Here is a 23,330-nt window from a genome sequence, read left to right on the forward strand (position 1 = left end):
TCGAATGTTTTGATCCTCGCACGCGTCCGGCGGGGAATGTCCCGGTGGTCCCGGACGTTCCCCGCGCGGAGACCGACGCTGCCAAGGAGAGACATGTCCGACACCGCTACCGCGCCCGGCAAGACCCCCGCGGACTTCTGGTTCGACCCGCTCTGCCCGTGGGCCTGGATGACCTCCCGCTGGATGCTGGAGGTCGAGAAGGTCCGCGACGTCGAGGTCCGCTGGCACGTGATGAGCCTGGCCGTCCTCAACGAGCCCAAGCTCGACGAGCTGCCCGAGGAGTACCGCGAGTTGCTGGAGAAGAAGGCGTGGGGCCCGGTCCGGGTCGTCGTCGCCGCGCAGCAGCTGCACGGTGACGAGGTCACCGGCCCCCTCTACACCGCGCTCGGCACCCGCTTCCACAACAACGGCGAGGGCCCGACCCGGGAAGCGGTCCTGGGCGCCCTCGCCGACGTGGACCTGCCGGCCTCGCTCGCCGACTTCATGGACGACGACACCTACGACGCCGAGCTGCGCGCCTCCCACAAGGAAGGCATCGACAAGGTCGGCCAGGAGGTCGGCACCCCGGTCATCGCGGTGCCCGGCGCCGACGGCGAGCAGATCGCGTTCTTCGGCCCGGTCGTGACCCCCGCCCCCAAGGGCGAGGACGCGGCCAAGCTGTGGGACGGCACGCTCCTGGTGGCCTCGATCCCCGGCTTCTACGAGATCAAGCGGACCCGCACCCAGGGCCCGATCTTCGACTGATCCCCCCGCGCGGTGCGGGCCCGGCGGCCGTCGGGACCCGCACCGTCACGCCGAACGGCGGGGGGAGTCCGTCCGCGTGCGGCGCGAGTTTCACGCGCACGTCACACCGGACCCTTGCCGAGGGCTCGGACTCTCGTGTCTGATCTGCGTCATGTCAGCCGACCTCCTCCCGGCCCCCGGACCGCTCCCGCCGCTGCCGCGCCGCGTCCGGATCGGCTACGGGCTCGGCTCGCTGGGCACCGGCGCGTTCTCCACCGTGCCCGGGCTGATCCTCCTGTACTACCTCACCAACGTGCTGGACGTGCCCGCCGCCGTCGCGGGCGGCGCGGTCTTCCTCCCCAAGGCGTGGGACGTCCTGATCAACCCGCTGGTCGGCGCGGTCTCCGACCGCAGCCGGCTGCGCGGCGGCCCGCGCCGCCCGTTCCTGCTGATCGGCGCCTGCACCCTGCCGCCGCTCTTCGCGCTGATCTTCGCCGCCCCCGCCCTGCGCGGGGCGGCCGCCGCCGGGTACGTCGCCGTGCTGTTCCTGCTCGCCGCGACCGCGTACGCCGTCTTCCAGGTGCCGTACGTGACGATGCCCGCCGAGATGACCGAGGACCCGGCCGAGCGGAGCCGGGTACTGGCCTGGCGGGTGGCGTTCCTCGGCGTCGCCATCCTGCTCTCCGGCGCCGTGGCCCCCGCGATCGCGCACGCGGACGGCGACACCCCCGCGAGCTACCGGCTGATGGGCGCGGTCGTCGCCGTGCTCCTCGCGGCCGGCATGTTCGGCGCCTGGTTCACCACCCGGTGGGCCCCCGCCGTCGCGCGGAGCGAGGCCGAACCCTCGCTCCGCGCCCAGCTCGCCGCCGCCCGCACCAACCGGGCCTTCCTCCACCTCGCCGGCATGTGGACGCTCCAGGCGCTGGCGATCGGCGTGATGCTCGCGGGCGTCCAGTACTTCGCGACGTACACCTTCGGCTCCGCGTCGGCGGTGACCCCGCTCTTCGCCTGCATGATCGGCCCGCTGGTGCTCTTCATGCCGCTCTGGACCCGGCTCGCCCGCGCCAGGGGGACGAGGTACGCCCAGTGGTGCGCCTCGCTCCTCTACGTCGCCGGGGCGCTCGCCCTCGCCTTCACCGGGGTGGCCGGGCCGGCCCTCGGATACCTCGCGGTGGCGGTGGTGGGCATCGCGTACGCCGGCCTCCAACTGCTGCCGCTGACCCTGCTGGCCGACACCCTGGCCGCCGACGCGGTCCGTACCGGCAAGCGCAGGACCGCCACCTTCACCGGGCTGTGGACGGCCGCCGAGACCCTCGCCTTCGCCCTGGGCGCCGGGCTGTTCGCGCTGGTCCTCGCGGTGACCGGGTTCCGCTCCTCGGACGCCGACCACGAGGTGGCCCAGCCCGGCGCCGCCCTCACCGGCATCACCGTCGGCATGAGCCTGCTGCCCGCCGTCCTCGCCGCCGCGAGCCTGTGGCTGCTGCACCGCTACGGCGAGGAGACGACGCGCCCGTCCGGGGATCCGGCGGAGCGCCCACCCGCCCCCTCCGACGCCCCTTCCGGGGCCCTTTCCGCACCGAACAAGGATCTGACCGTTGCCGACTGACGCCGTACCCGCCCCCGGAACCGGCCGGCCCGCCGCCGAGGTGCTGGCCGAACTGCGCGCCCTGCGCGGCGCCGACGCCCCCACCCGGGGCGGGCGCACCTTCGCCTACGTCTACGACGCCGGGCTGGAGGGACTCGACGAGCTGACCGCCGGGGCGTACACCGCCTTCGCCACCGTCAACGGCCTCGACCCCACCGTCTTCCCCAGCGTCGCCCGGCTGGAGAACGACCTCGTCCGCGCCGCCGTCGACCTCCTCGGCGTCCCCGGCGCCCAGGGCACCTTCACCAGCGGCGGCACGGAGAGCATCCTGCTCGCCGTCAAGACCGCCCGCGACCACGCCCGCGCCGTACGCGGGGTGACCGACCCCCAGCTGGTGCTGGCGTCCACCGCCCACGCCGCCTTCCACAAGGCCGCCCACTACCTGGGCGTGGAACCGGTCGTCGTCCCCGTCGACCCGGTCACCTTCCGGGCCGACGCCGGGGCGATGGCGGCGGCCCTCACCGACCGCACCGTCCTGGTGGTCGCCTCCACCCCCTCGTACGCCCACGGGGTGATCGACCCGGTCGCCGGGATCGCCGCCGCCGCCTCCGCGCGCGGGGTGCTCTGCCACGTCGACGCCTGCATCGGCGGCTGGCTGCTGCCCCATCTGCGGCGGGCCGGGCGTGACATCCCGCCGTTCGACCTGTCGGTGCCCGGCGTGACCTCGCTCTCCGTCGACCTCCACAAGTACGGGTACGCCGACAAGGGCGCGTCCGTGGTGCTCTACCGGGACGCGGAACTCCGCCGGTACCAGTACTTCGCGCACGCCGGCTGGCCCGGCTACCCGGTCGTGAACCCCACCGTGCAGGGCACCAAGTCCGGCGGACTGCTCGCCCAGGCGTGGGCCGCGCTCCAGCACGTCGGCGAGGACGGGTACACCGCGCTCGCCGCCCGGGTGGCCGACGCGTCCGACCGGCTGCTGGCCGGCCTGCGCGCCCTCTCCGGCGTCCGGATCCTCGGCGAGCCCGCCGCCGGACTCGTGGCGTTCACCGTGCTCGGCGGCGGCGGGACCGGCGGTGTCGCGGGTGCCGGTCCCGGTGGCGGGGCGCCGGGGGACGAGGACCGGCCCGACCTCAGCCTGCTGCTCCACCTCGCCGACGAGATGCGGGAACTCGGCTGGTACCTCCAGCCCCAGCTCTCCTTCGACGGCCTGCCGCCCAACCTGCACCTGACGCTGACCCCGGCCACGGTCGGCCGGGTCGACGGCCTCCTCGCCGACCTGGCGAAGTCCCTCGTCGCCGCCCGCGCGCGGGAACCCGTCGTGGTCGACCCGGCCCTCGCCGCCCTGGCCGCGACTCTCGACCCCCAGTCGCTCGGGCCCGAGGAGGTGGCCGGGGTACTGGCCTTCGCGGGGCTCGACGGGGACGCCGGTCTGCCCGGCCGGATGGCGCCGGTCCTGGTGCTGCTGGACGCCCTGCCGGGTCCGCTGAAGGAGCGGCTGCTCGCGGAGTTCATCGGCGCGGTGTTCCGCGTCTGACGGTCCTCCGTACCGCCCGGCACGGGGAAGAGCCCCCGCGAGTCATGTCCTCGCGGGGGCTCTTCTTCCATCCGCCTGCCGGGTGAAGGGTGAGAAGACGATCACGAGGCAGGACGACCAGGGTTGCGGCAGGTCAGACGCCGCCCAGCAGGAGTACGTTGTCGCGCGCCTTCGCGGCGGCGTACCGCTGCGCCACGTCCTGCCAGTTGACGACCCGCCACATCGCCTCGATGAAGTCGACCTTCTGGTTCTTGTACTGGAGGTAGAAGGCGTGCTCCCAGGCGTCGAAGACCAGGATCGGTACGGAGCCCTGGCCGACGTTGCCCTGGTGGTCGTAGACCTGCTCGACGATCAGCCGGCCGCTCAGCGGTTCGTACGCGAGGACGCCCCACCCCGAACCCTGCGTGGTGGCGGCCGCCTTCGTCAGCTGCGACCGGAAACCGGCGAAGGAGCCGAAGGAGGCGGCGATGGCGTCCGCGAGGTCGCCGACACCGTCCGCGGCGAGCGGTTCGCCGCCGCCGTCGCCGCTCATGTTGTGCCAGTAGATCGAGTGCAGGATGTGCCCCGAGAGGTGGAACGCGAGGCTCTTCTCGAGTCCGTTGACCGCGCCCCAGGCGTTCTTGTCGCGGGCCTCTTCCAGCTGCTCCAGCGTGTCGTTCGCGCCCTTCACGTACGCCGCGTGGTGCTTGTCGTGGTGGAGCTCGACGATCTGCGGGTCGATGACCGGTTCCAGCGCCGCGTAGTCGTACGGGAGTTCCGGGAGTGTGTACGTGGCCATGGTCCGAACCCTTCAGATGCTCAGCTGTTGTTATTGCAACCGATGTGCAAGTGCAGGCTAGCAGGAAGAAGATCGCCGGAGGGAGGGGGCGCCCGGCCGTGCCGCGTCGTCGCGTCAGCGAGGGCGCTCGCCGCCGCTCCCCGGGTTTAGTGGGGAACCTACAGCGACGCGTCGGGCGAGGCCGCGCTGGGAAGAGCGTCTGCGCTGCATGAGGGGGAGTGATGAGGCTCACGCCGAGATGTGGTTGTCCGCGCCTCTTTGTGCGAACCCCACCAACTCCCGGCCCGGCCCTTTGTCGGCCGCACACGGTGATCAGCGGGCGGCCCGTCGGCTAACGTCAGCCGCAGGCCTGCCTTTCCGACCGTTCCCGCCCCACCCTCACCCGCGGAGTCCCGATGAGCACTGCTGCCGCCCCCGTCCGTTCCGGAACGGTCCTCGCCGACCTGCTGCCCGCGGCCCGGCACCGCGTGGCCGTCGACACGGCCCTGGTCCTGGGCGGTGCGGCCCTCACCGGTCTCGCCGCGCAGATAGCGGTCCCGATCCCCGGATCACCGGTCCCCGTCACCGGCCAGACCTTCGCCGCGCTCCTCATCGGCTCCGCGCTGGGCGCGCGCCGCGGCTTCCTCTCGCTGGCGCTCTACGCCGTCGTCGGCATGGCCGGCATGCCGTGGTTCTCCGGCGGCACCTCCGGCGCCGGCGGCGCCACCTTCGGCTACGTGCTCGGCATGCTGCTCGCCGCCACCGTCGTCGGAGCTCTCGCCCGCCGGGGCGGCGACCGCTCCGTGCTGCGTACCGCGGGCACCATGGCCGTCGGCTCCGCCCTCACCTACGCGGTCGGCGTCCCCTACCTCGCCCTCTCCACCGGCATGTCGGCGAGCGCGGCGATCGCCGCCGGCCTGACACCGTTCCTCATCGGCGACGCGGTGAAGGCGCTGCTCGCGATGGGCGCGCTGCCCGCCTCCTGGAAGCTCCTCGGCCACCGCGGCTGAATCGCCCTCCCGCTCCGCGCCGAAAGGCCCACCGGACAGGCTCCGGTGGGCCTTTCGGCGTCTTCGTACGCGCGCCGCGAACCCGCCCGTATCCCTGCGGGGACGCACCCCCGCAGGTCCGAGGCGGTGCGCCCGCGACCCCGCTGACGGCCCCGACCCCGCTGACGGCCTCCTCGCCGCGCCCGTGCCACACTTTCCGGCATGCGCGTGTACCTCGGATCGGACCATGCCGGCTACGAACTCAAGAACCACCTCGTCGAGTGGCTGACGGCCCACGGCCACGAGGCCGTGGACTGTGGACCCCACATCTATGACGCCCAGGACGACTACCCGCCGTTCTGCCTCCGTGCCGCCGAGAAGACGGCCGCGGACCCGGAGAGCCTCGGTGTCGTGATCGGCGGCTCGGGCAACGGCGAGCAGATCGCCGCCAACAAGGTCAAGGGCGTCCGTGCGGCGCTGGCCTGGAGCGAGCAGACCGCCGCCCTCGGCCGCGAGCACAACGACGCCAACGTCGTGGCCATCGGCGGCCGGATGCACTCCGAGGAGGAGTCCACCAAGTTCGTCGAGATCTTCCTCAACACCCCGTACTCCGGCGAGGAGCGCCACACCCGGCGCATCGAGATGCTCTCGGCGTACGAGGAGACCGGCGAGCTCCCCCCGGTCCCCGCCCACCATCCGCAGCAGGGCTGACCGCGACCGCCCCGCATCCGCCGACCACCTCACCGTGCCGCCAGGGCCGTCGCCCGGCGGCACGGCCGTTTTGCCCGTCAGGAGAGCCCGCGTGCCCGAGGGACACACCATCCACCGCCTCGCGGCCGACCATCGTGAGCGATTCGCCGGACGGCCGGTGCGCGTCAGCAGCCCGCAGGGAAAGTTCGCCGAGGGCGCGGCACTCCTCGACGGCCGGGTCCTCGACGATGCCGACGCCCACGGAAAGCACCTTTTCCTCGGCTTCGGCGCCGGCGGATGGGTCCACATCCACCTCGGCCTCTTCGGCAAGCTCCGCTTCGGTACGGCCCCCGCTCCGCCGCCCACCGACACGGTCCGCCTCCGGCTGGCCGGCGCCGGCCACTGGGCCGACCTGCGCGGCCCCACCACCTGCGCCCTCATCACCGAGCCCGAGAAGAACGCGATACACGCACGCCTCGGCCCGGACCCCCTGCGCGGCGACGAGGACGGAGAGCGCGCCTGGCGCCGGATCTCCCGCAGCCGGGTCACCGTCGCGGCGCTGCTGATGGACCAGAAGGTCGTCTCCGGCGTCGGCAACGTCTACCGCGCCGAGGTCCTCTTCCGCCACGGCATCGACCCGTACCGCCCCGGCAAGGACCTCACCCGCGCCGAGTGGGACGCGATTTGGGCCGACCTCGTCCTGCTGATGCGCGAGGGAGTGCGGAACAACCGGATCGACACCGTCCGGCCCGAGCACACGCCCGAAGCGATGGGCCGCCCGCCCCGCGTCGACGACCACGGCGGCGAGGTCTACGTCTACCGGCGCGACCGCCGCCCGTGCCACCTGTGCGGCACCGACGTCCGCACCGCCGAACTGGCCGCCCGCAACCTGTTCTGGTGCCCCGGCTGCCAGCGTCGCTGACCGCCCCGCGGCGGACCGGGTGCCCCGCACCCGGCCGTACCGGTTCCAGCTGCTCCCGGCCCCGGCGTGCGCGTACGGGTGCCCCGACGGCGACTCCGTCCACGCCGATTGACCCCACCGAACGCACGTTCCCCCAATCCGTCCCGGGCGGTGGGCCCGACCCGCTCCCCCCGGCCGGTCCGGCGTCGTACGCCACGCCCGCCGTAGCCTCCACCGGCGGCGCGACGCCCTTTCGTACCGCCCCGAGCCGGGGTCCCCCTGCGCGGCGACCCGTTCGGTCGATAGGGTCCCGACAATGGCCTCTCGCGACGGAGTGAACGCGCACATGGCCCGGTGGCGACGGACGGCCCACCGGGTCCGCATCGCGCTGCGCCGGTCGGGGGTCGACTACTTCCGCGGTGACGGGGCCGACTGGATAGCCTTCGTCGGGCTGCTGCTGATGATCCCGGCCCTCACGCTGGCGACGATCTGGAACCCGGAGTGGTTCTCGCCCACCGCCCTCGTCCTGCCGATCGTCGCGGGCGGACTGCTGCTCCGCCCCTCCAGCCTGCTCACCCTGTACGCCGTCGCCGCGGGCGCGCTGATCGTCGAGTCCTTCACCCTCGGCCCGTCCCCGGCGGACGTCACCGTCACCCCCGGCAACGTGCTCGTCGTCGGGGCCTGCGGCTTCTTCGGCCTGGTCCTCGCCCAGTTCCGGGCCCGCGTCGGGGTGCCCTGGCGGCGCGGCGGCACCATGCTCTTCGACCTCCGCGAACGCATCCGGGTCCAGAGCGCGCTGCCCCGCCTGCCGAAGGGCTGGCACTGCGAGATGTCGCTGCGCCCCGCAGGGGGCCAGTCCTTCTCGGGTGACTTCGTCGTCGCGGCCCGCACCCACGGCGGCCGCACGCTGGAGGTCGTCCTCACCGACGTCTCCGGCAAGGGCATGGACGCCGGTTCCCGCGCCCTGCTCCTCTCCGGCGCGTTCGGCGGCCTCCTCGGCTCGCTCCCGCCGCACGGATTCCTGCCCGCCGCCAACGGCTACCTGCTCCGCCAGGACTGGGACGAGGGGTTCGCCACCTCGATCCACCTGGTGCTGGACCTGGAGACCGGCGACTACGAGATCCTCTCCGCCGGCCACCCGCCGGCCCTCCAGCTGAACGCCGCGACCGGCCAGTGGGAGGAGAAGGCCGCGGAGGGCCCGCTGCTCGGCGTCTACGACGGTGCGGAGTTCGACGCGGTCAAGGGCTCGCTCGCCTCGGGCGACGTGCTGATGCTCTTCACCGACGGCCTGGTGGAGGCGTCGGACCGGGACATCGCCGACGGCATCGACCGGCTGACCGGCGAGGCAGACCGGTACGTCACCACCGGGTTCGAAGGCGCCGCCTGGCACCTGATCGAGGCGTGCGCGAAGGACGTCAACGACGACCGCGCCCTGCTCCTCCTCTCCCGCCGCAGCTGAACGGGCGAGGAGAGCGGCGGCGGGAGAGGCGTTTCCCACGGCCACGGGGGTGCCCGTACGTCGGACGGGCCCGGCCCTCCAGCCCATCGACACGTCGGACGGGCCCGGCCCTCCAGCCCATCGACGGGCCCCATCGACACGTCGAGGACCAGGGCAAAGAGAAGGTCAAGAAATCCTCCGTCCGGGGACGGGCCGACACCGCGAGACGGATCAGGACGCCCGTCGCCGAAGCCTGTCCCCGGGGGATGCCCGGCCGTAGGGTCGCCCCATGACGGAGCCCTTCTGGAACCTGGCCGAGGTGGAGGCGCTCGCCCGCGCGGCGCACGCCGAGCAGACCGACAAGGCCGGCCGGCCGTACGCCGAGCACCTGGCGGCCGTGGCCGCAGGGGTGCGGGACCGGGGCGGCAGCGCGGAACAGATCGCCGCCGCCTGGCTGCACGACTCCGTCGAGGACGGGGTGCTCGGCCGGGAGTGGCTGGCCGACGCGGCACTGGATCCCCGCGTGAAGGAGATGGTGCTCGCTCTCACCCGGCGGGAGGACGAGGAGTTGTCCGCGTACGCCGGCAGGATTCTGGCCACGCCGGGCGCGCTGCTGATCAAGGAGGCGGACGTCGCCCACAACGCGGACCCGGAGCGCCTGGCCGTCCTGGATCCGGCCGTGGCTACCCGGCTGACGGAGAAATATGCGCAGGTACGACGGCTGCTCGGTCTCCATGTCGATGAATCGCCCCCGACCGAATGAATTCGGCCAACCCGCGCCCGTAGGGAATCCGTGTCCGCCGAGAGGGCCGACGGGGACGGCGGTGACGTGGAGACCGGCGGGGCGGACGGGCCCGGAGGGCGGGGACGGGGCGGCGCGCCGCGTCAGCGGCCGGCGGGGCTCCTGCGGAAGGCCCACGCCATGTCCGGCTCGGTGGCGAACCGCATCACCCGGCGGACCGGCGGCGTGCAGAGCAGCGTCACCGCCACGGCCGCCATGACCGCGACGAGGGCCAGCCCTGCCGGGCCGGAGAGCCACGCGTTCCCGTCGATGAGTCCGGCGTACTCGGCGCCCCGGATGAGGAAGCCGTGCAGCAGATAGCCGCAGATGGTGCCGGCGCCCAGTTTCGTGAACCAGGTCGTCCTGGCCGGCACCCAGGAGAGGAACCCCGCGGTGAGCAGCAGGGCGCAGCCGAACATCAGCAGCGTCATCGTCACCCCGGACCACCAGGGCGCACCCAGCTCCTGGGCGCTGTCGCTGCGGTAGAACCAGCCGAGCTGCAGGTGCGGGGCGACCGCGTAGGCGAACGCCAGGGCGGCCGCGAAGAGAGGCAGGGCGAGGAGCCGTACCTCGCGTCGGCGGACCCGGACGAAGTGCTCCGGCCGCGCCAGTACGCCCAGGACGAAGAAGGGCAGGAACTGCAGGACTCGTTGGAGATCCAGGTCGTTCCCGATGCCGGGGGAGACCGAGGCGAGCGCGGCCACGGCGAGAGCGACGGGGAGCGGGTGGCGCAGCGTCCGCCAGAGGGGGGTGGTCAGCCGCCAGATGAGCAGGGCGGCCAGGAACCAGGTCAGGAAGAGCGGGTCGAGCAGGGTGATCGGCGCGTCGGGTTCTCCGCCCGCGTACCGCCTGAACAGCGAGTACGCCGTCTCGAACACCACGTAGGGGACGGCGACGCCGGTGACGAGCCGCTTCATCCTGCCCGGACTCGCGTCGAAGGATCGGGAGAAGTGGCCGGAGACGAGGATGAACGCGGGCATGTGGAACGTGTAGATGATCATGTAGACCGCACGGGCCGCCCGGCTGTCGCCCATCACCGGTTCCCAGGAGTGCGCCACGGCGACGAGCACGATGGCCAGATACTTCACGTTGTCGAAGTAGGGATCGCGCGGCTTGGCCACCGGAGCGGACGCCCGTGGCGCCGACGCGGGCGCCGGGGGAGCCCCCGTCGCGATCGCTGCGGATCCTGGTCCGGGCTCCGGGTCCAGGGTCTCCGGCGGAAGCGCGGTCCTCTGTGCACGACTCGGAGCGGGAAGCATTCGAAAAACCTAAACCTGTCGTTCGCTTTTCGTAAAACGCGTCGGAAAATATCCGCTTGCCCTTCAATTCGGCCTCGAAACAGCAGAGTTCTGTACCTTATGAGGGATTGATACCTACTCAAGTCGGGCAAATGACCTCCCCACGGGCGTGGGCGAAAGAGGACACACGCCCCCACTTCCGATTTCTGTGCGGGACTCGTGAGAAAGGGGCGTCCTCGTGTGGGGAGATCGCCGCCCATGCGCTGCGGCTCGCTCGATCGCCGCGGGGCAGGGCCGGGGCGCTGGGCCCTCGTCCGTCCGGTCGCTCCGGGCTCGCAGAGGCCCTCCCCGTCCGGGCGACTGCGGCGCCGGGGTGCGCGGACGGTGTGAAGATGGCGAAAACCAGCCAGGTCACCCCGTCACCCGGCCACCCTCTCGCGGGAGTTGATGGCACGATGGAGTGAACGGAGGGCGCGCGACGGAGCACGCCCCCGGGCCGGCAAGGCGGACCGACCTAGGGTGTGAGCAGTCGTGGCCATTTCACTGTCTGTGGTGCTGATGTTGGCGATCATCCTGGTGGTGCTGATCCGAGGTGGATCCATCAAGGCCGGGCCGGCGATCGTCGCGATCCTCTTCGGCTTCTTCCTGGCGTCGACGGGCATGGCGCCGTCGATCAACAGGTTCATGAACTCCATAGCCGAGACGATCAACCAGATCAGCTTCTGAACCGCCCTCCGGCCCGGCCGCGGTGCACCCGTGTCCCGCGTACGGAGACCGTGCCCGGCCGCCGCGCCCCGGGCCGCGTACGGAGACCTCCGTCGCCCGGCCGACCGCCGTCCCCACGGCCGGCCGGGCGACGGCCCGTCGCACGCGCGAACGACGAAGGCCCGGTGCCGCGCCCGTGGGATCACGGGACGCGGCACCGGGCCTTCGTCATGGAGCGGGCGACGGGAATCGAACCCGCGTAGCTAGTTTGGAAGACTAGGGCTCTACCATTGAGCTACGCCCGCAAGGTCGCACCACGGGCCGCGAACGGCCCCGGGTACGAAGAGCATCGTAGCGGGTCGCGGCGGTCGACCGCACATCCCTGCCCCGGAGGCGCACCGGGAGGTCCGGGGAACGCGTGCGGCGCGCCCCGCCTCCTGCCGTAGGCGTGACGGGGCATCTGTCGCGGGCCCGCCGGAAAGCGGCGGAGAGACACCCTTTCTGCATGTACCCTCTGTGTCGCACCGACGGGGTGTGGCGCAGCTTGGTAGCGCGTCCGCTTTGGGAGCGGAAGGTCGTCGGTTCGAATCCGGCCACCCCGACCACCAGGAAGATCGCATTGGGGGAGACATCCCCCTTGCCGTTACTATGCAAATTGCGTGCCCGTGTGTCTGATGAGCCGGGCCGATCCGCGAAGCCGCCGAGAGGCGGCGGGCGGGACCCCCCGAAGTCAGCCACATAGGAGACCGAACCGTGAAGAGCGCCGTGGAGACCCTGAACCCGACCCGGGTTCGGCTCAGCATCGAGGTGCCCTTCGAGGAGCTCAAGGACAGCCTCGACGCGGCGTACAAGAAGATCAACCAGCAGGTCACGGTGAAGGGCTTCCGCAAGGGCAAGATCCCGGCCCGGGTCATCGACCAGCGGTTCGGCCGCGGTGCGGTTCTGGAGGAGGCCGTCAACGACGCCCTCCCGAAGTTCTACACCGAGGCGGTCAACGAGGGTGAGCTGAATGTCCTCGGCCAGCCCGACGTCGACATCACCGAGCTGAAGGACGGCGAGCTGCTCTCCTTCACCGCCGAGGTGGACGTGCGCCCCGAGATCGAGATCCCGGACTACTCCGGCATCGAGGTCACCGTGGACGCCCTCGAGGTCACCGACGAGGACATCGAGAAGGCCGTGGAGCAGCTCCGCGAGCGCTTCGCCTCCACCAACCCGGTCGAGCGCGCCGCCGCCGAGGGCGACGTCGTGACGATCGACCTCGAAGCCAAGGTCGACGGCGAGGTCCTGGAGGACGGCGTGGCCGACGGTGTCTCGTACACCATCGGTTCCGGTGAGCTCCTCGACGGCATCGACGAGGCCCTCACGGGTCTGGAGGCCGGTGGCGAGGCCACCTTCACCTCCGAGCTGAAGGGCGGCTCCGCCGAGGGCAAGGAGGCGGAGGTCACCGTCAAGGTCACCGCCGTCGCCGCCCGCGAACTGCCTGAGCTGGACGACGAGTTCGCCCAGATGGCGAGCGAGTTCGACACGCTGGAGGAGCTGCGCGCCGACAGCCGCAAGCGCCTCGAGAACACCAAGCAGTACGACCAGGCCACCCAGGCCCAGGAACGCGTCCTCGAGGAGCTGCTGAAGCTCGCCGAGGTCCCGATCCCGGAGAAGCTGCTCGCGGACGAGATCAACACCCGCAAGCACAACCTGGAGCACCACCAGCTCGGCCAGATGGGCCTCGACCTGGAGAAGTTCCTGGAGATCCAGGGCAAGTCCGCCGAGGAGTTCGAGGCCGAGACCTCGGAGCAGGCCGTCAAGGGCATCAAGACGCAGTTCCTGCTGGACGAGATCGTCAACAAGGAGAAGCTCAACGTCAACCAGGAGGAGCTCACCGAGCACCTCATGCGGCGTGCGGCTTCCTCCGGCATGAGCCCGGACCAGTTCGCCCAGGCCGTCGTCGAGGGTGGCCAGGTGCCGATGCTCGTCGGCGAGGTCGCCCGCGGCAAGGCGCTCGCGCTGGTCGTCGAGGCCGCCAAGGTCACCGACACCAACGGTGAGATCGTCGACCTGGAGGACGACGAGGAGGAGGAGACGGCCGAGGCCGCCGCCACCGACTCCGACTCCGACTCCGACGAGGCTGCCGCCGAGGAGAAGAAGGAGGCCTGAGCCTCCCGCTGATCCGCACGACGGGCCCCGGACGCATCGCGCCGTCCGGGGCCCGTCGTCGTAGGCCCCGAACGGCGGCACACTGCCGCCCCCGGCTTCGGCGGCCCGCCCCCGCAGGCGCCGGCCGGCCTTTGCGGCACGCCTGCGACGAACCCTCAGAACCCTTGTGCGCACTGCGTACCTTGCGCTCCCAGCGAACAGTTGGGGAAGCGGGATGGTCTTGTTCCACCTGCGCGTTAGGGTCCATGAAGAGGAAGGGTCGGGGAGTCCCGGCCCACCCGGTACGAAGACGCTGAGACGGCCGGAGCCGTCAGAGACGAGCAGGTGGATACGTGACGAATCTGATGCCCTACGCCGCCGGAGAGCCGTCCCTCGGTGGTGGCCTCGGCGACCAGGTCTACAGCCGACTGCTCGGCGAGCGCATCATCTTCCTCGGTCAGCAGGTCGACGATGACATCGCCAACAAGATCACCGCACAGCTGCTGCTCCTTGCCGCCGACCCCGACAAGGACATCTACCTCTACATCAACAGCCCCGGCGGCTCGGTGACGGCCGGCATGGCGGTCTACGACACCATGCAGTACATCCCGAACGACGTCGTCACCATCGGCATGGGCATGGCGGCCTCGATGGGCCAGTTCCTGCTCACCGGCGGTGCCGCGGGCAAGCGCTTCGCGCTCCCCAACACCGACATCCTCATGCACCAGGGCTCGGCCGGCATCGGCGGTACGGCCTCGGACATCAAGATCCAGGCGCAGTACCTGCTCCGCACCAAGACGCGGATGGCGGAGATCACCGCCCGCCACTCCGGCCAGACCGTGGAGACGATCATCCGCGACGGTGACCGCGACCGCTGGTACACCGCCGAGGAGGCCAAGGAGTACGGCCTCATCGACGAGATCATCACGGCCGCGTCGGGCATCCCGGGCGGTGGCGGCACCGGCGCCTGATCCGGCTCGCCCCGGACGGCCCCGCTCCCGCACACCCCTCGTACGCCAAGAACGTGCGCCGAGAAACCAGCCCACAGAACGCCACCAGGATGGTGAACACCCACATGAACAACTTCCCCGGCGCCTCCGCGAGCGGCCTCTACACCGGCCCGCAGGTGGACAACCGCTACATCGTGCCGCGCTTCGTGGAGCGCACCTCGCAGGGCGTGCGCGAGTACGACCCGTACGCGAAGCTCTTCGAGGAGCGCATCATCTTCCTCGGCGTGCAGATCGACGACGCCTCGGCCAACGACGTGATGGCGCAGCTGATGTGCCTGGAGTCGATGGACCCGGACCGCGACATCTCGATCTACATCAACAGCCCCGGCGGCTCGTTCACCGCGCTCACCGCGATCTACGACACGATGCAGTTCGTGAAGCCGGACATCCAGACGGTCTGCATGGGCCAGGCGGCCTCCGCCGCCGCCGTCCTGCTGGCCGCCGGCACCCCGGGCAAGCGCATGGCGCTCCCGCACGCCCGCGTCCTGATCCACCAGCCGTCCTCGCAGACCGGCCGTGAGCAGCTCTCCGACCTGGAGATCGCGGCCAACGAGATCCTGCGCATGCGGACCCAGCTGGAGCAGATGCTGGCCAAGCACTCGACCACCCCGCTGGAGAAGATCAGCGAGGACATCGAGCGTGACAAGATCCTGACCGCCGAGGAAGCCCTGGCGTACGGTCTGGTGGACCAGATCGTCTCCACCCGTAAGACCTCGGCCGGATCCGCGGTCTGACGTCGGTCTTTTCCCCTTGGCACGCACATCCGGCCGGTCTTCGGCCGTGGGAACCGTGCCAAGGGGGGCCCGAACGGGGGGCCAGGCAAGGTACCGTCGAATAGAGGCACCAGGAGTCGCTGAACCAGGCGTCTCCCAGGCGAAGGGGAAGCACCTCGTGGCACGCATCGGTGATGGCGGCGACTTGCTCAAGTGCTCGTTCTGCGGAAAGAGCCAGAAGCAGGTGAAGAAGCTCATCGCGGGACCCGGTGTGTACATCTGCGACGAGTGCATCGATCTCTGCAACGAGATCATCGAGGAGGAACTCGCCGAGACCTCGGAAGTGCGCTGGGAAGAACTTCCCAAGCCGCGCGAGATCTACGAGTTCCTCGAGGGGTACGTCGTCGGGCAGGAGCCCGCGAAGAAGGCCCTCTCGGTCGCGGTGTACAACCACTACAAGCGGGTCCAGGCCGGGGAGAACGGCGGAGGTTCGAGTCGGGACGACGCGATCGAGCTCGCCAAGTCGAACATCCTCCTGCTGGGCCCGACGGGTTCCGGCAAGACGCTGCTGGCGCAGACGCTGGCCCGCATGCTCAACGTCCCGTTCGCCATCGCCGACGCGACGGCGCTGACGGAGGCCGGATACGTCGGCGAGGACGTCGAGAACATCCTGCTGAAGCTGATCCAGGCGGCCGACTACGACGTCAAGAAGGCCGAGACCGGGATCATCTACATCGACGAGATCGACAAGGTCGCCCGCAAGAGCGAGAACCCGTCGATCACCCGCGACGTCTCGGGCGAGGGCGTCCAGCAGGCGCTGCTGAAGATCCTGGAGGGCACCACCGCCTCCGTGCCGCCGCAGGGCGGCCGGAAGCACCCGCACCAGGAGTTCATCCAGATCGACACGACGAACGTGCTGTTCATCGTGGGGGGCGCCTTCTCCGGTCTGGAGAAGATCATCGAGGCCCGGTCCGGTGCCAAGGGCATCGGGTTCGGCGCGACGATCCGTTCCAAGCGGGAGATCCAGGCGAGCGACCAGTTCCAGGAGGTCATGCCGGAGGACCTGGTCAAGTTCGGCATGATCCCCGAGTTCATCGGCCGGCTCCCCGTCCTCACCTCGGTCCACAACCTGGACCGCGAGGCGCTGCTCCAGATCCTCATCGAGCCGCGCAACGCCCTGGTGAAGCAGTACCAGCGGCTCTTCGAACTCGACGGAGTGGAGCTGGACTTCGAGCGCGAGGCGCTGGAGGCCATCGCCGACCAGGCGATCCTGCGGCAGACCGGCGCCCGCGGCCTGCGCGCCATCATGGAGGAAGTCCTCCAGTCCGTGATGTACGAGGTCCCGTCCCGCAAGGACGTCGCCCGTGTGGTCATCACCCCGGACGTGGTCCGCAACAACGTCAACCCGACGCTGGTGCCGCGCGAGCCGCGCACGATCGGCAAGAACGACGGCGGCCGGCACGAGAAGTCCGCGTAGCTCCCGTCCGCAGCAACGCCCGAGGGGCCCGTCCGCACACACCGTGCGAGCGGGCCCCTCGGGCGTGGAAGCGGATCAGACCTTGGTGCGCGAGGTGTTGTAGAGCTTGGTGGCGAGCGAGGCCGCCTCGTCCTGGCTCATCGGCTTGTTGGTCATGGCGCCGCCGATGTCGAAACCGATCACGATGCCCACGGTGCTGTAGTCGGCCCAGATGCAGACCGGCATGGTCATCTCCTTGGGGCCGTTCTCCACGGAGCCGTCGCCCTCCGGGTTCTTCATCGTGAAGTCCTGGCACTTCATCAGGGCGCCCTCGAAACCGGCGGGCTCGACCTGCTGGGGGCTGCCGACCAGCTTCCCGGTCCCCTCCTCGTCCAGGGCGGCTTCCGTCGCGGCGCTCTTGAACGATCCGTCGATGGCCTTCTCGGGGTCCTCGACCTCGCCCCAGGCACCCTCCAGGAGGACCATCTTGGTGGTGAGCGGGTTTTTCTCCATGTCACCGCTCACGTACTGGGCGCCGACCTTGCTCGGGTTCTTTATCCCTATGGCCTCGGCGTCCTTCTTGTCCTTCCCGGTCATGGCCGCGCCCGGCTCCGCCTCCGTGGTGTCCTGCTTGTAGTCGCCCACCGAGGCGGGCGGCGTGATCTTGTACCCCTTGGTGGAGTCCGCCACGTCGCCGTTGCTCCCGCCCGAGTTCAGCAGGTACGCCCCGCCGGCGATGACCGCCAGCGCCACGACGGCCGCCGCCACGATCAGGCCGGTCCGCTTCTTCCTGGGCTGGTCGAACGGCGGCTGTCCCGGCTGGCCGGGGTAGGCCTGCTGGCCGCCGTACGGGGGAGTGGGCGGCTGCTGCCCGTAGGGCCCCGGCTGCTGACCCTGCTGCGGGTAGCCGTAACCCGGCTGTCCGCCCTGCGGCGGCGGGGGCTGCTGCGGCGGGACGCCCTGAGGGGCCTGCTGCGGGTAACCGTAGCCGGGCTGTCCGCCCTGCGGCGGCTGCTGGCCGTACGGTCCCGGCTGCTGCCCGTAGGGTCCGGGCTGCTGGCCGTAGGGTCCGGGCCGGCCCTGCGGTTGCTGGCCGCCGTACGGTCCCGGCTGGTCGTTGCTCATGACGCTGTCCCCTCCGAATGCTTATGCGTTCCGGTCATCCTGACGGAAGCGACCCCCACGTGGGACATCCGCAAGCACACCGTTACTGAACAAACCCGTTTCGGGGCACGGCTGTGACGGCCCTAAACTGTCACCCGTGACCGAGAACTCATCGCAGCCATCAGCCGGCAACCCCGAACTGCCGACCCAGTACGCGCCGGCCGAGGTAGAGGGGAAGCTGTACGAGCGCTGGGTGGAGCGCGGTTACTTCGAGGCGGACGCCACGAGCGACAAGCCCCCGTACACCATCGTCATCCCGCCGCCGAACGTCACCGGCTCGCTCCACCTCGGCCACGCCTTCCAGCACACGCTGATGGACGCCCTCACCCGCCGCAAGCGGATGCAGGGGTTCGAGGCGCTGTGGCTGCCCGGCATGGACCACGCCGGCATCGCGACCCAGAACAAGGTCGAGCAGCAGCTCGGTGAAGAGGGAAAGTCCCGCCACGACCTCGGGCGCGAGGAGTTCGTCGAGCGCGTCTGGCAGTGGAAGGAAGAGTACGGCGGCAAGATCCTCGGCCAGATGCGCCGCCTCGGCGACGGCGTCGACTGGTCCCGCGAGCGCTTCACCATGGACGAGGGCCTCTCCGCGGCCGTCCAGACCGTCTTCAAGAAGATGTACGACGACGAGCTGATCTACCGCGCCGAGCGCATCATCAACTGGTGTCCGCGCTGTCTGACGGCCATCTCCGACATCGAGGTCGACTACCAGGACGACGACGGCGAGCTGGTCTCCATCCGCTACGGCGAGGGGGACGAGACGCTGGTCGTCGCCACGACCCGCGCCGAGACGATGCTCGGTGACACCGCGGTCGCCGTCCACCCCGACGACGAGCGTTACGCCCACCTCGTCGGCAAGCGGATCAAGCTGCCGCTCACCGACCGCACCATCCCGGTCGTCGCCGACGCCCACGTCGACCCGGAGTTCGGCACCGGCGCGGTCAAGGTGACCCCCGCCCACGACCCCAACGACTTCGCCATCGGCCAGCGCCACGGCCTGGAGTCGCTGACGGTCATGGACGAGCGCGGTGTCATCACCGTCCCCGGCCCGTTCGAGGGCCTGGACCGCTTCGAGGCCCGCTCCGCCCTCGTCGGCGCACTGCGCGAGCAGGGCCGGATCGTCGCCGAGAAGCGCCCCTACGTCCACTCCGTCGGCCACTGCTCCCGCTGCCGCACGACGGTCGAGCCCCGGCTCTCCCTGCAGTGGTGGGTCAAGGTCGAGACCCTCGCGAAGGCCGCCGGTGACGCGGTCCGCGACGGCCGGGTCGCGATCCACCCCAAGGACATGGAGAAGCGGTACTTCGACTGGGTCGACAACCTCCGCGACTGGTGCATCTCGCGCCAGCTCTGGTGGGGCCACCGCATCCCCGTCTGGTACGGCCCCGAGGGTCAGGTCGTCTGCGTCGGTCCGGACGAGCAGCCGCCCGCGGGCGAGGGCTGGACGCAGGACACCGACGTCCTGGACACCTGGTTCTCCTCCGGCCTGTGGCCGTTCTCCACGCTCGGCTGGCCCGAACAAACCCCGGACCTCAAGAAGTTCTATCCGACCGACGTCCTCGTCACCGGCCACGACATCATCTTCTTCTGGGTCGCCCGGATGATGATGTTCGGTCTGTACGTCATGGACGGGGAGGTCCCGTTCAAGACGATCGCCCTCACCGGCCTCGTCCGCGACGAGCGCGGCAAGAAGATGTCGAAGTCCTTCGGCAACGTCGTCGACCCGCTCGACTGGATGGACACCTACGGCTCGGACGCCGTCCGCTTCACGCTCGCGCGGGGCGCCAACCCCGGTACGGACGTCCCGATCGGCGAGGACTGGGTCCAGGCGTCCCGCAACTTCGCCAACAAGATCTGGAACGCCACCCGTTTCGCGATGATGAACGGCGCGACGGTGGAGGGCGACCTCCCGCCGGCCGACCGCCTCTCCGCCACCGACCGCTGGATCCTCTCGCGGCTGAACAAGACGGTCGCCGCCGCCGACGCCTTCTACGACGACTTCCAGTTCGCCAAGCTCTCCGACGCCCTCTACCACTTCGCGTGGGACGAGGTCTTCGACTGGTACGTCGAGCTGTCGAAGACGACCTTCTTCGCCGGCGGCGAGCAGGCCAAGGTCTCCGGCCGGGTCCTCGGCGAGGTCCTGGACGTGACGCTGCGGCTGCTCCACCCGATCGTGCCGTTCGTCACCGAGACGCTCTGGACCACCCTCACCGGTGGTGAGTCGGTCGTCGTCGCCGACTGGCCGAAGGACTCCGGCTTCCGCGACGATGCGGCCGAGGCCGAGATCGAGCTGGTCCAGCAGGTCGTCACCGAGGTCCGCCGCTTCAAGGGCGACCAGGGCCTCAAGCCCGGCCAGAAGGTCCCGGCCGAGCTGACCCTCACCGGCACCGCGCTCGCCCCGCACGAGGCGGCCATCCGCCAGCTGCTGCGCCTGCAGGCGGCGGAGGAGGGCTTCCACGCCACCGCGACCCTGCCGGTGGCCGGCGCGAAGGTCGCCCTCGACCTGTCCGGGACCATCGACGTGGAGGCCGAGCGCAAGCGCCTCACGAAGGACCTGGGCGCCGCCGAGAAGGAGAAGGCGCAGGCCAACGCGAAGCTCGGCAACGAGGCCTTCCTCGCCAAGGCCCCGGACGCCGTCGTCGGCAAGATCCACGCCCGGCTCGCCAAGGCGGACGCCGACATTGAGCGGATCACCGCCCAGCTGGCGAACCTGCCGCAGGGCTGACCCGTCCCGCACGGCCCCCGCGCACCCGGACCACCGGGAGCGCGGGGGCTTCGCCGTGCCCGGGGCTCCGGCCCGGCGCGGGCGCTGCGCACGATGTCCGCGGCCATCCGTAGACTGGCCCCGTGAGTGAGCCCCGCCCTTCAGACCGGCACGACGCGTCAGAGTCCGACGACACCTTCTCGGAGATCGTGGACGAAGCAACCCAGCGCGACCCCGACCTGGCGGTGATCGAGGCCGGGAGCCGCACCCTGCGCACCCAGTCCGGGCCGCCGGTGTCCGACGCGCCCCCCGCCACGCCCGAGGACCCCGAGACCGCCAGGGCGCTGCGCGCCGTGGAACAGGAGCTGGCCGGGCGGTGGGGGGAGACCAAGCTCGAACCCTCCGTCACCCGGATCGCCGCCCTGATGGACGTGCTCGGCGAGCCCCAGCGGGCCTACCCGTCCATCCACATCACCGGGACCAACGGCAAGACCAGCACCGCCCGCATGATCGAGGCGCTGTTCAACGCCTTCGACCTGCGCACCGGCCGCTACACCTCGCCGCACGTCCAGTCGATCACCGAGCGCATCAGCCTGGACGGCTCCCCGATCACGCCCGAGCGGTTCGTCGAGACGTACCAGGACATCAAGCCGTACGTCGAGATGGTCGACGCCCAGCAGCCGTACCGCCTCTCCTTCTTCGAGGTGCTCACGGGCATGGCGTACGCGGCCTTCGCCGACGCGCCGGTCGACGTCGCCGTGGTCGAGGTCGGCATGGGCGGTACCTGGGACGCCACCAACGTGATCGACGCGGGTGTCGCCGTCGTCACCCCGATCTCGCTCGACCACACCGACCGGCTCGGCAGCACGCCCGCCGAGATCGCCGGCGAGAAGTCCGGGATCATCAAGCGGGGCGCGACCGTCGTCCTGGCCCAGCAGCCGGTGGACGCCGCCCAGGTCATGCTCAAGAAGGCCGTCGAGCTGGACGCGACGGTGGCCCGCGAGGGCATGGAGTTCGGCGTCGTCTCCCGCGAGATCGCCGTCGGCGGCCAGTTGCTCACGCTCCGCGGCCTCGGCGGCCCGACCTCCGAGTACACCGACGTCTTCCTCCCGCTCTACGGCGCCCACCAGGCGCACAACGCGGCCGTGGCGCTCGCCGCGGTGGAGGCGTTCTTCGGCATCGGCGGCGAGCAGACCCGCTCGCTCGACATCGACGCGGTCCGCACGGCCTTCGCCTCGGTCCGCTCACCGGGCCGTCTGGAGGTCGTCCGCTCCAGCCCGACCGTCGTCCTCGACGCCGCCCACAACCCGGCCGGCGCCGCTGCCTGTGCCGCGGGAATCACCGAGGCCTTCAGCTTCTCCCGGCTCATCGGCGTCGTCGGCGCGAGCGACGACAAGGACGTGCGAGGGCTCCTCGAAGCCTTCGAGCCGATCTTCGCCGAGGTCGTCATCACCCAGAACTCCAGCGCGCGGGCGATGGACGCCGACACGCTGGCCGCCGTCGCCGTGGAGGTCTTCGGCGACGAGCGCGTCCAGGTGGAGCCCCGGCTCGACGACGCGCTGGAGGCGGCGATCACCCTCGCCGAGGAAGAGGACGAATACGCGGGCGCCGGCGTGCTGGTGACCGGTTCCGTGATCACGGTCGGCGAGGCCCGGCTGCTTCTGGGAAGGGGCTGACCCTGTGCGTACCCTCTGCGCGTCGACGCTGATCGGCGAGTTCTTCGTGATCGGCTTCGCCGGGCTCGTCGCGATGAAGTCCGACGACCTGACGACGGCGACCGTCTGGACCGTATGCGGCATCGGCATGCTGTTCTCCGTCCTGCTCTGCGGGGTGCTCACCCGCCCCGGCGGTGTGGCCCTGGGCTGGGCGCTCCAGATCCTCCTGGTGGTGAGCGGTGTCTTCGTACCGGTGATGTACGTTCTCGGGATCGCCTTCGCCGCCCTGTGGTGGGCGTCGGTGCACTACGGCCGGAAGATCGACGAGGCGAAGGCGCGCTGGGCTGCCCTGGCGGCCGAGGCGGAGACCGCTCCCGCCGCCGGCTGACGCCCTGGGGTTGACGCTGCGTAACCCCGCCCGTCGGGGCCGCGCCCGGCCCCTGTAATCTCGCTCTCCCGCACCCTCCGCTCGCAAGGAGCCGCACGACATGACCCAGCGCACCCTCGTTCTCCTCAAGCCGGACGCGGTCCGGCGTGGGCTGATCGGTGAGATCGTCGGCCGCATCGAGCGCAAGGCCGGCTGGCGGATCGTCGCGCTGGAGATGCGTACGCTCGACGGGGACACGCTGGAAGCGCACTACGGCGAGCACAAGGGCCGCCCGTTCTACGAGCCGCTCATCGAGTTCATGGCCTCCGGTCCCGTCGTCGCCCTCGTCGCCGAGGGCGAGCGGGTCATCGAGGGCGTCCGAGCCCTGGCCGGCCCCACCGACCCGATCGCCGCGGCGCCCGGATCCGTCCGCGGCGACTTCGGGACGATCGTCCGGGAGAACCTCATCCACGCCTCGGACTCCGAGGAGTCCGCCGGGCGGGAGCTGAAGCTCTTCTTCCCGGGCCTGTCCTGACGGCCGATCGGCCAAACAGCGCTGGCGACCGCGGGCGACCGAAGTAATTCGGTCGCCCTTCGGTATACGGACACCGTTCGCGGGAACGCATCCCACCGACGTAACGTCACCATGGGTGGAACGCCTACGCGTTCCACTCGGTAAGGCGAATGCCCCTCGCGCTGTGTCCGGGCGCCCGGCACTACGATGGAAGCTTCCACACCCGCAGCGCGCCGGATTCGCCGAGCAGAACCAGCCATCATGCTTTCTCGGGAAGGC

Annotated in this window: 20 protein-coding genes and 2 tRNA genes; 18 read left to right on the top strand and 4 right to left on the bottom strand. The window is 70.9% G+C overall.

Features of this window, described 5'->3' with window-relative positions; genetic code table 11:
• The first annotated feature begins 93 nt into the window (after nucleotides 1–93).
• From PZB77_RS21190 to PZB77_RS21200, 3 genes are all read left to right on the top strand, one after another.
• Nucleotides 94–744: a DsbA family protein gene (locus tag PZB77_RS21190; RefSeq protein ID WP_275494191.1), complete on the top strand. Its 651-nt coding sequence runs from the start codon at nucleotides 94–96 to the stop codon at nucleotides 742–744.
• 151 nt (nucleotides 745–895) lie between these two features.
• The gene (locus PZB77_RS21195; RefSeq protein WP_275494192.1) at nucleotides 896–2,329 is read left to right on the top strand and encodes an MFS transporter; all 1,434 of its coding nucleotides are present in this window, start codon (nucleotides 896–898) and stop codon (nucleotides 2,327–2,329) included.
• Nucleotides 2,319–3,845, top strand: coding sequence for an aminotransferase class V-fold PLP-dependent enzyme (locus PZB77_RS21200; protein ID WP_275494193.1), 1,527 nt, complete (start codon nucleotides 2,319–2,321; stop codon nucleotides 3,843–3,845). The genes PZB77_RS21195 and PZB77_RS21200 overlap by 11 nt, the downstream gene beginning before the upstream one ends.
• 133 nt (nucleotides 3,846–3,978) lie before the next feature.
• Here the strand turns inward: PZB77_RS21200 and PZB77_RS21205 are convergent, their stop codons facing one another.
• Nucleotides 3,979–4,623 (bottom strand): superoxide dismutase, encoded by a 645-nt coding sequence (locus PZB77_RS21205; RefSeq protein ID WP_275494194.1) that lies wholly within the window; start codon nucleotides 4,621–4,623, stop codon nucleotides 3,979–3,981.
• A gap of 395 nt (nucleotides 4,624–5,018) precedes the next feature.
• Here PZB77_RS21205 and PZB77_RS21210 point away from each other — a divergent pair, with 395 nt between their 5' ends.
• The 5 genes from PZB77_RS21210 (at nucleotide 5,019) to PZB77_RS21230 (ending at nucleotide 9,383) form a co-directional block, all read left to right on the top strand.
• Nucleotides 5,019–5,612, top strand: a complete 594-nt coding sequence (locus tag PZB77_RS21210; RefSeq protein ID WP_275494195.1) for a biotin transporter BioY — start codon at nucleotides 5,019–5,021, stop codon at nucleotides 5,610–5,612.
• Nucleotides 5,613–5,813: 201 nt separating this feature from the next.
• Nucleotides 5,814–6,302 carry a ribose-5-phosphate isomerase gene (locus PZB77_RS21215; protein WP_275494196.1) on the top strand — a complete coding sequence of 163 codons (489 nt, stop codon included), beginning with the start codon at nucleotides 5,814–5,816 and terminating at the stop codon, nucleotides 6,300–6,302.
• 91 nt (nucleotides 6,303–6,393) lie between these two features.
• Nucleotides 6,394–7,203, top strand: coding sequence for a DNA-formamidopyrimidine glycosylase family protein (locus tag PZB77_RS21220; protein WP_275494197.1), 810 nt, complete (start codon nucleotides 6,394–6,396; stop codon nucleotides 7,201–7,203).
• A gap of 295 nt (nucleotides 7,204–7,498) precedes the next feature.
• Complete coding sequence (locus PZB77_RS21225) at nucleotides 7,499–8,641, top strand: PP2C family protein-serine/threonine phosphatase (protein WP_275494198.1); 1,143 nt, start codon at nucleotides 7,499–7,501, stop codon at nucleotides 8,639–8,641.
• Between the two features lie 268 nt (nucleotides 8,642–8,909).
• The gene (locus tag PZB77_RS21230) at nucleotides 8,910–9,383 is read left to right on the top strand and encodes an HD domain-containing protein (RefSeq protein WP_275494199.1); all 474 of its coding nucleotides are present in this window, start codon (nucleotides 8,910–8,912) and stop codon (nucleotides 9,381–9,383) included.
• Nucleotides 9,384–9,505: 122 nt separating this feature from the next.
• Here PZB77_RS21230 and PZB77_RS21235 read toward each other — a convergent pair whose 3' ends face one another.
• On the bottom strand, nucleotides 9,506–10,660 hold the full coding sequence (locus PZB77_RS21235; RefSeq protein ID WP_275494200.1) for an acyltransferase family protein: 1,155 nt from the start codon (nucleotides 10,658–10,660) through the stop codon (nucleotides 9,506–9,508).
• Nucleotides 10,661–11,170: 510 nt separating this feature from the next.
• Here PZB77_RS21235 and PZB77_RS21240 point away from each other — a divergent pair.
• Nucleotides 11,171–11,365 carry a hypothetical protein gene (locus PZB77_RS21240; protein WP_266704317.1) on the top strand — a complete coding sequence of 65 codons (195 nt, stop codon included), beginning with the start codon at nucleotides 11,171–11,173 and terminating at the stop codon, nucleotides 11,363–11,365.
• A gap of 210 nt (nucleotides 11,366–11,575) precedes the next feature.
• Here PZB77_RS21240 and PZB77_RS21245 read toward each other — a convergent pair.
• Nucleotides 11,576–11,649 (bottom strand) — tRNA-Gly (locus PZB77_RS21245).
• Nucleotides 11,650–11,872: 223 nt separating this feature from the next.
• Between PZB77_RS21245 and PZB77_RS21250 the strand changes: the two genes are divergently transcribed.
• The 5 genes from PZB77_RS21250 to clpX all read left to right on the top strand — a co-directional run bounded on the left by PZB77_RS21250 (nucleotide 11,873) and on the right by clpX (nucleotide 16,674).
• Nucleotides 11,873–11,949: transfer RNA gene (locus tag PZB77_RS21250), tRNA-Pro, on the top strand.
• A 148-nt stretch (nucleotides 11,950–12,097) separates the two neighbouring features.
• The gene (gene tig, locus PZB77_RS21255; RefSeq protein ID WP_275494201.1) at nucleotides 12,098–13,495 is read left to right on the top strand and encodes a trigger factor; all 1,398 of its coding nucleotides are present in this window, start codon (nucleotides 12,098–12,100) and stop codon (nucleotides 13,493–13,495) included.
• A 344-nt stretch (nucleotides 13,496–13,839) separates the two neighbouring features.
• Complete coding sequence (locus PZB77_RS21260; protein ID WP_275496154.1) at nucleotides 13,840–14,445, top strand: ATP-dependent Clp protease proteolytic subunit; 606 nt, start codon at nucleotides 13,840–13,842, stop codon at nucleotides 14,443–14,445.
• A gap of 89 nt (nucleotides 14,446–14,534) precedes the next feature.
• On the top strand, nucleotides 14,535–15,218 hold the full coding sequence (locus PZB77_RS21265) for an ATP-dependent Clp protease proteolytic subunit (RefSeq protein ID WP_275494202.1): 684 nt from the start codon (nucleotides 14,535–14,537) through the stop codon (nucleotides 15,216–15,218).
• Nucleotides 15,219–15,375: 157 nt separating this feature from the next.
• Complete coding sequence (clpX, locus tag PZB77_RS21270) at nucleotides 15,376–16,674, top strand: ATP-dependent Clp protease ATP-binding subunit ClpX (RefSeq protein ID WP_275494203.1); 1,299 nt, start codon at nucleotides 15,376–15,378, stop codon at nucleotides 16,672–16,674.
• A 75-nt stretch (nucleotides 16,675–16,749) separates the two neighbouring features.
• On the opposite strand, the gene PZB77_RS21275 is transcribed toward clpX, so the two are convergent.
• Nucleotides 16,750–17,778, bottom strand: coding sequence for a hypothetical protein (locus PZB77_RS21275; protein WP_275494204.1), 1,029 nt, complete (start codon nucleotides 17,776–17,778; stop codon nucleotides 16,750–16,752).
• Between the two features lie 136 nt (nucleotides 17,779–17,914).
• Here PZB77_RS21275 and PZB77_RS21280 point away from each other — a divergent pair, with 136 nt between their 5' ends.
• The 4 genes from PZB77_RS21280 (at nucleotide 17,915) to ndk (ending at nucleotide 23,072) form a co-directional block, all read left to right on the top strand.
• Complete coding sequence (locus PZB77_RS21280) at nucleotides 17,915–20,536, top strand: valine--tRNA ligase (RefSeq protein ID WP_275494205.1); 2,622 nt, start codon at nucleotides 17,915–17,917, stop codon at nucleotides 20,534–20,536.
• Between the two features lie 122 nt (nucleotides 20,537–20,658).
• Complete coding sequence (locus PZB77_RS21285; RefSeq protein ID WP_275494206.1) at nucleotides 20,659–22,191, top strand: folylpolyglutamate synthase/dihydrofolate synthase family protein; 1,533 nt, start codon at nucleotides 20,659–20,661, stop codon at nucleotides 22,189–22,191.
• Between the two features lie 4 nt (nucleotides 22,192–22,195).
• Entirely contained in the window at nucleotides 22,196–22,558 is a 363-nt protein-coding gene (locus PZB77_RS21290) for a DUF4233 domain-containing protein (protein WP_275494207.1), read from the top strand.
• A 100-nt stretch (nucleotides 22,559–22,658) separates the two neighbouring features.
• Nucleotides 22,659–23,072 carry a nucleoside-diphosphate kinase gene (gene ndk / locus PZB77_RS21295; protein WP_275494208.1) on the top strand — a complete coding sequence of 138 codons (414 nt, stop codon included), beginning with the start codon at nucleotides 22,659–22,661 and terminating at the stop codon, nucleotides 23,070–23,072.
• The last annotated feature ends 258 nt before the right edge of the window (nucleotides 23,073–23,330 follow it).

This window comes from Streptomyces sp. AM 2-1-1 (assembly GCF_029167645.1).
Lineage (GTDB): Bacteria > Actinomycetota > Actinomycetes > Streptomycetales > Streptomycetaceae > Streptomyces.

Coding starts and splice junctions, on each gene's coding strand:
- PZB77_RS21190 (WP_275494191.1), top strand. CDS start 94: ATGTCCGACACCGCTACCGCGCCCGGCAAGACCCCCGCGGACTTCTGG.
- PZB77_RS21195 (WP_275494192.1), top strand. CDS start 896: ATGTCAGCCGACCTCCTCCCGGCCCCCGGACCGCTCCCGCCGCTGCCG.
- PZB77_RS21205 (WP_275494194.1), bottom strand. CDS start 4,623: ATGGCCACGTACACACTCCCGGAACTCCCGTACGACTACGCGGCGCTG.
- PZB77_RS21210 (WP_275494195.1), top strand. CDS start 5,019: ATGAGCACTGCTGCCGCCCCCGTCCGTTCCGGAACGGTCCTCGCCGAC.
- PZB77_RS21215 (WP_275494196.1), top strand. CDS start 5,814: ATGCGCGTGTACCTCGGATCGGACCATGCCGGCTACGAACTCAAGAAC.
- PZB77_RS21225 (WP_275494198.1), top strand. CDS start 7,499: ATGGCCTCTCGCGACGGAGTGAACGCGCACATGGCCCGGTGGCGACGG.
- PZB77_RS21230 (WP_275494199.1), top strand. CDS start 8,910: ATGACGGAGCCCTTCTGGAACCTGGCCGAGGTGGAGGCGCTCGCCCGC.
- PZB77_RS21235 (WP_275494200.1), bottom strand. CDS start 10,660: ATGCTTCCCGCTCCGAGTCGTGCACAGAGGACCGCGCTTCCGCCGGAG.
- PZB77_RS21260 (WP_275496154.1), top strand. CDS start 13,840: ATGCCCTACGCCGCCGGAGAGCCGTCCCTCGGTGGTGGCCTCGGCGAC.
- PZB77_RS21265 (WP_275494202.1), top strand. CDS start 14,535: ATGGTGAACACCCACATGAACAACTTCCCCGGCGCCTCCGCGAGCGGC.
- PZB77_RS21275 (WP_275494204.1), bottom strand. CDS start 17,778: ATGAGCAACGACCAGCCGGGACCGTACGGCGGCCAGCAACCGCAGGGC.
- ndk (WP_275494208.1), top strand. CDS start 22,659: ATGACCCAGCGCACCCTCGTTCTCCTCAAGCCGGACGCGGTCCGGCGT.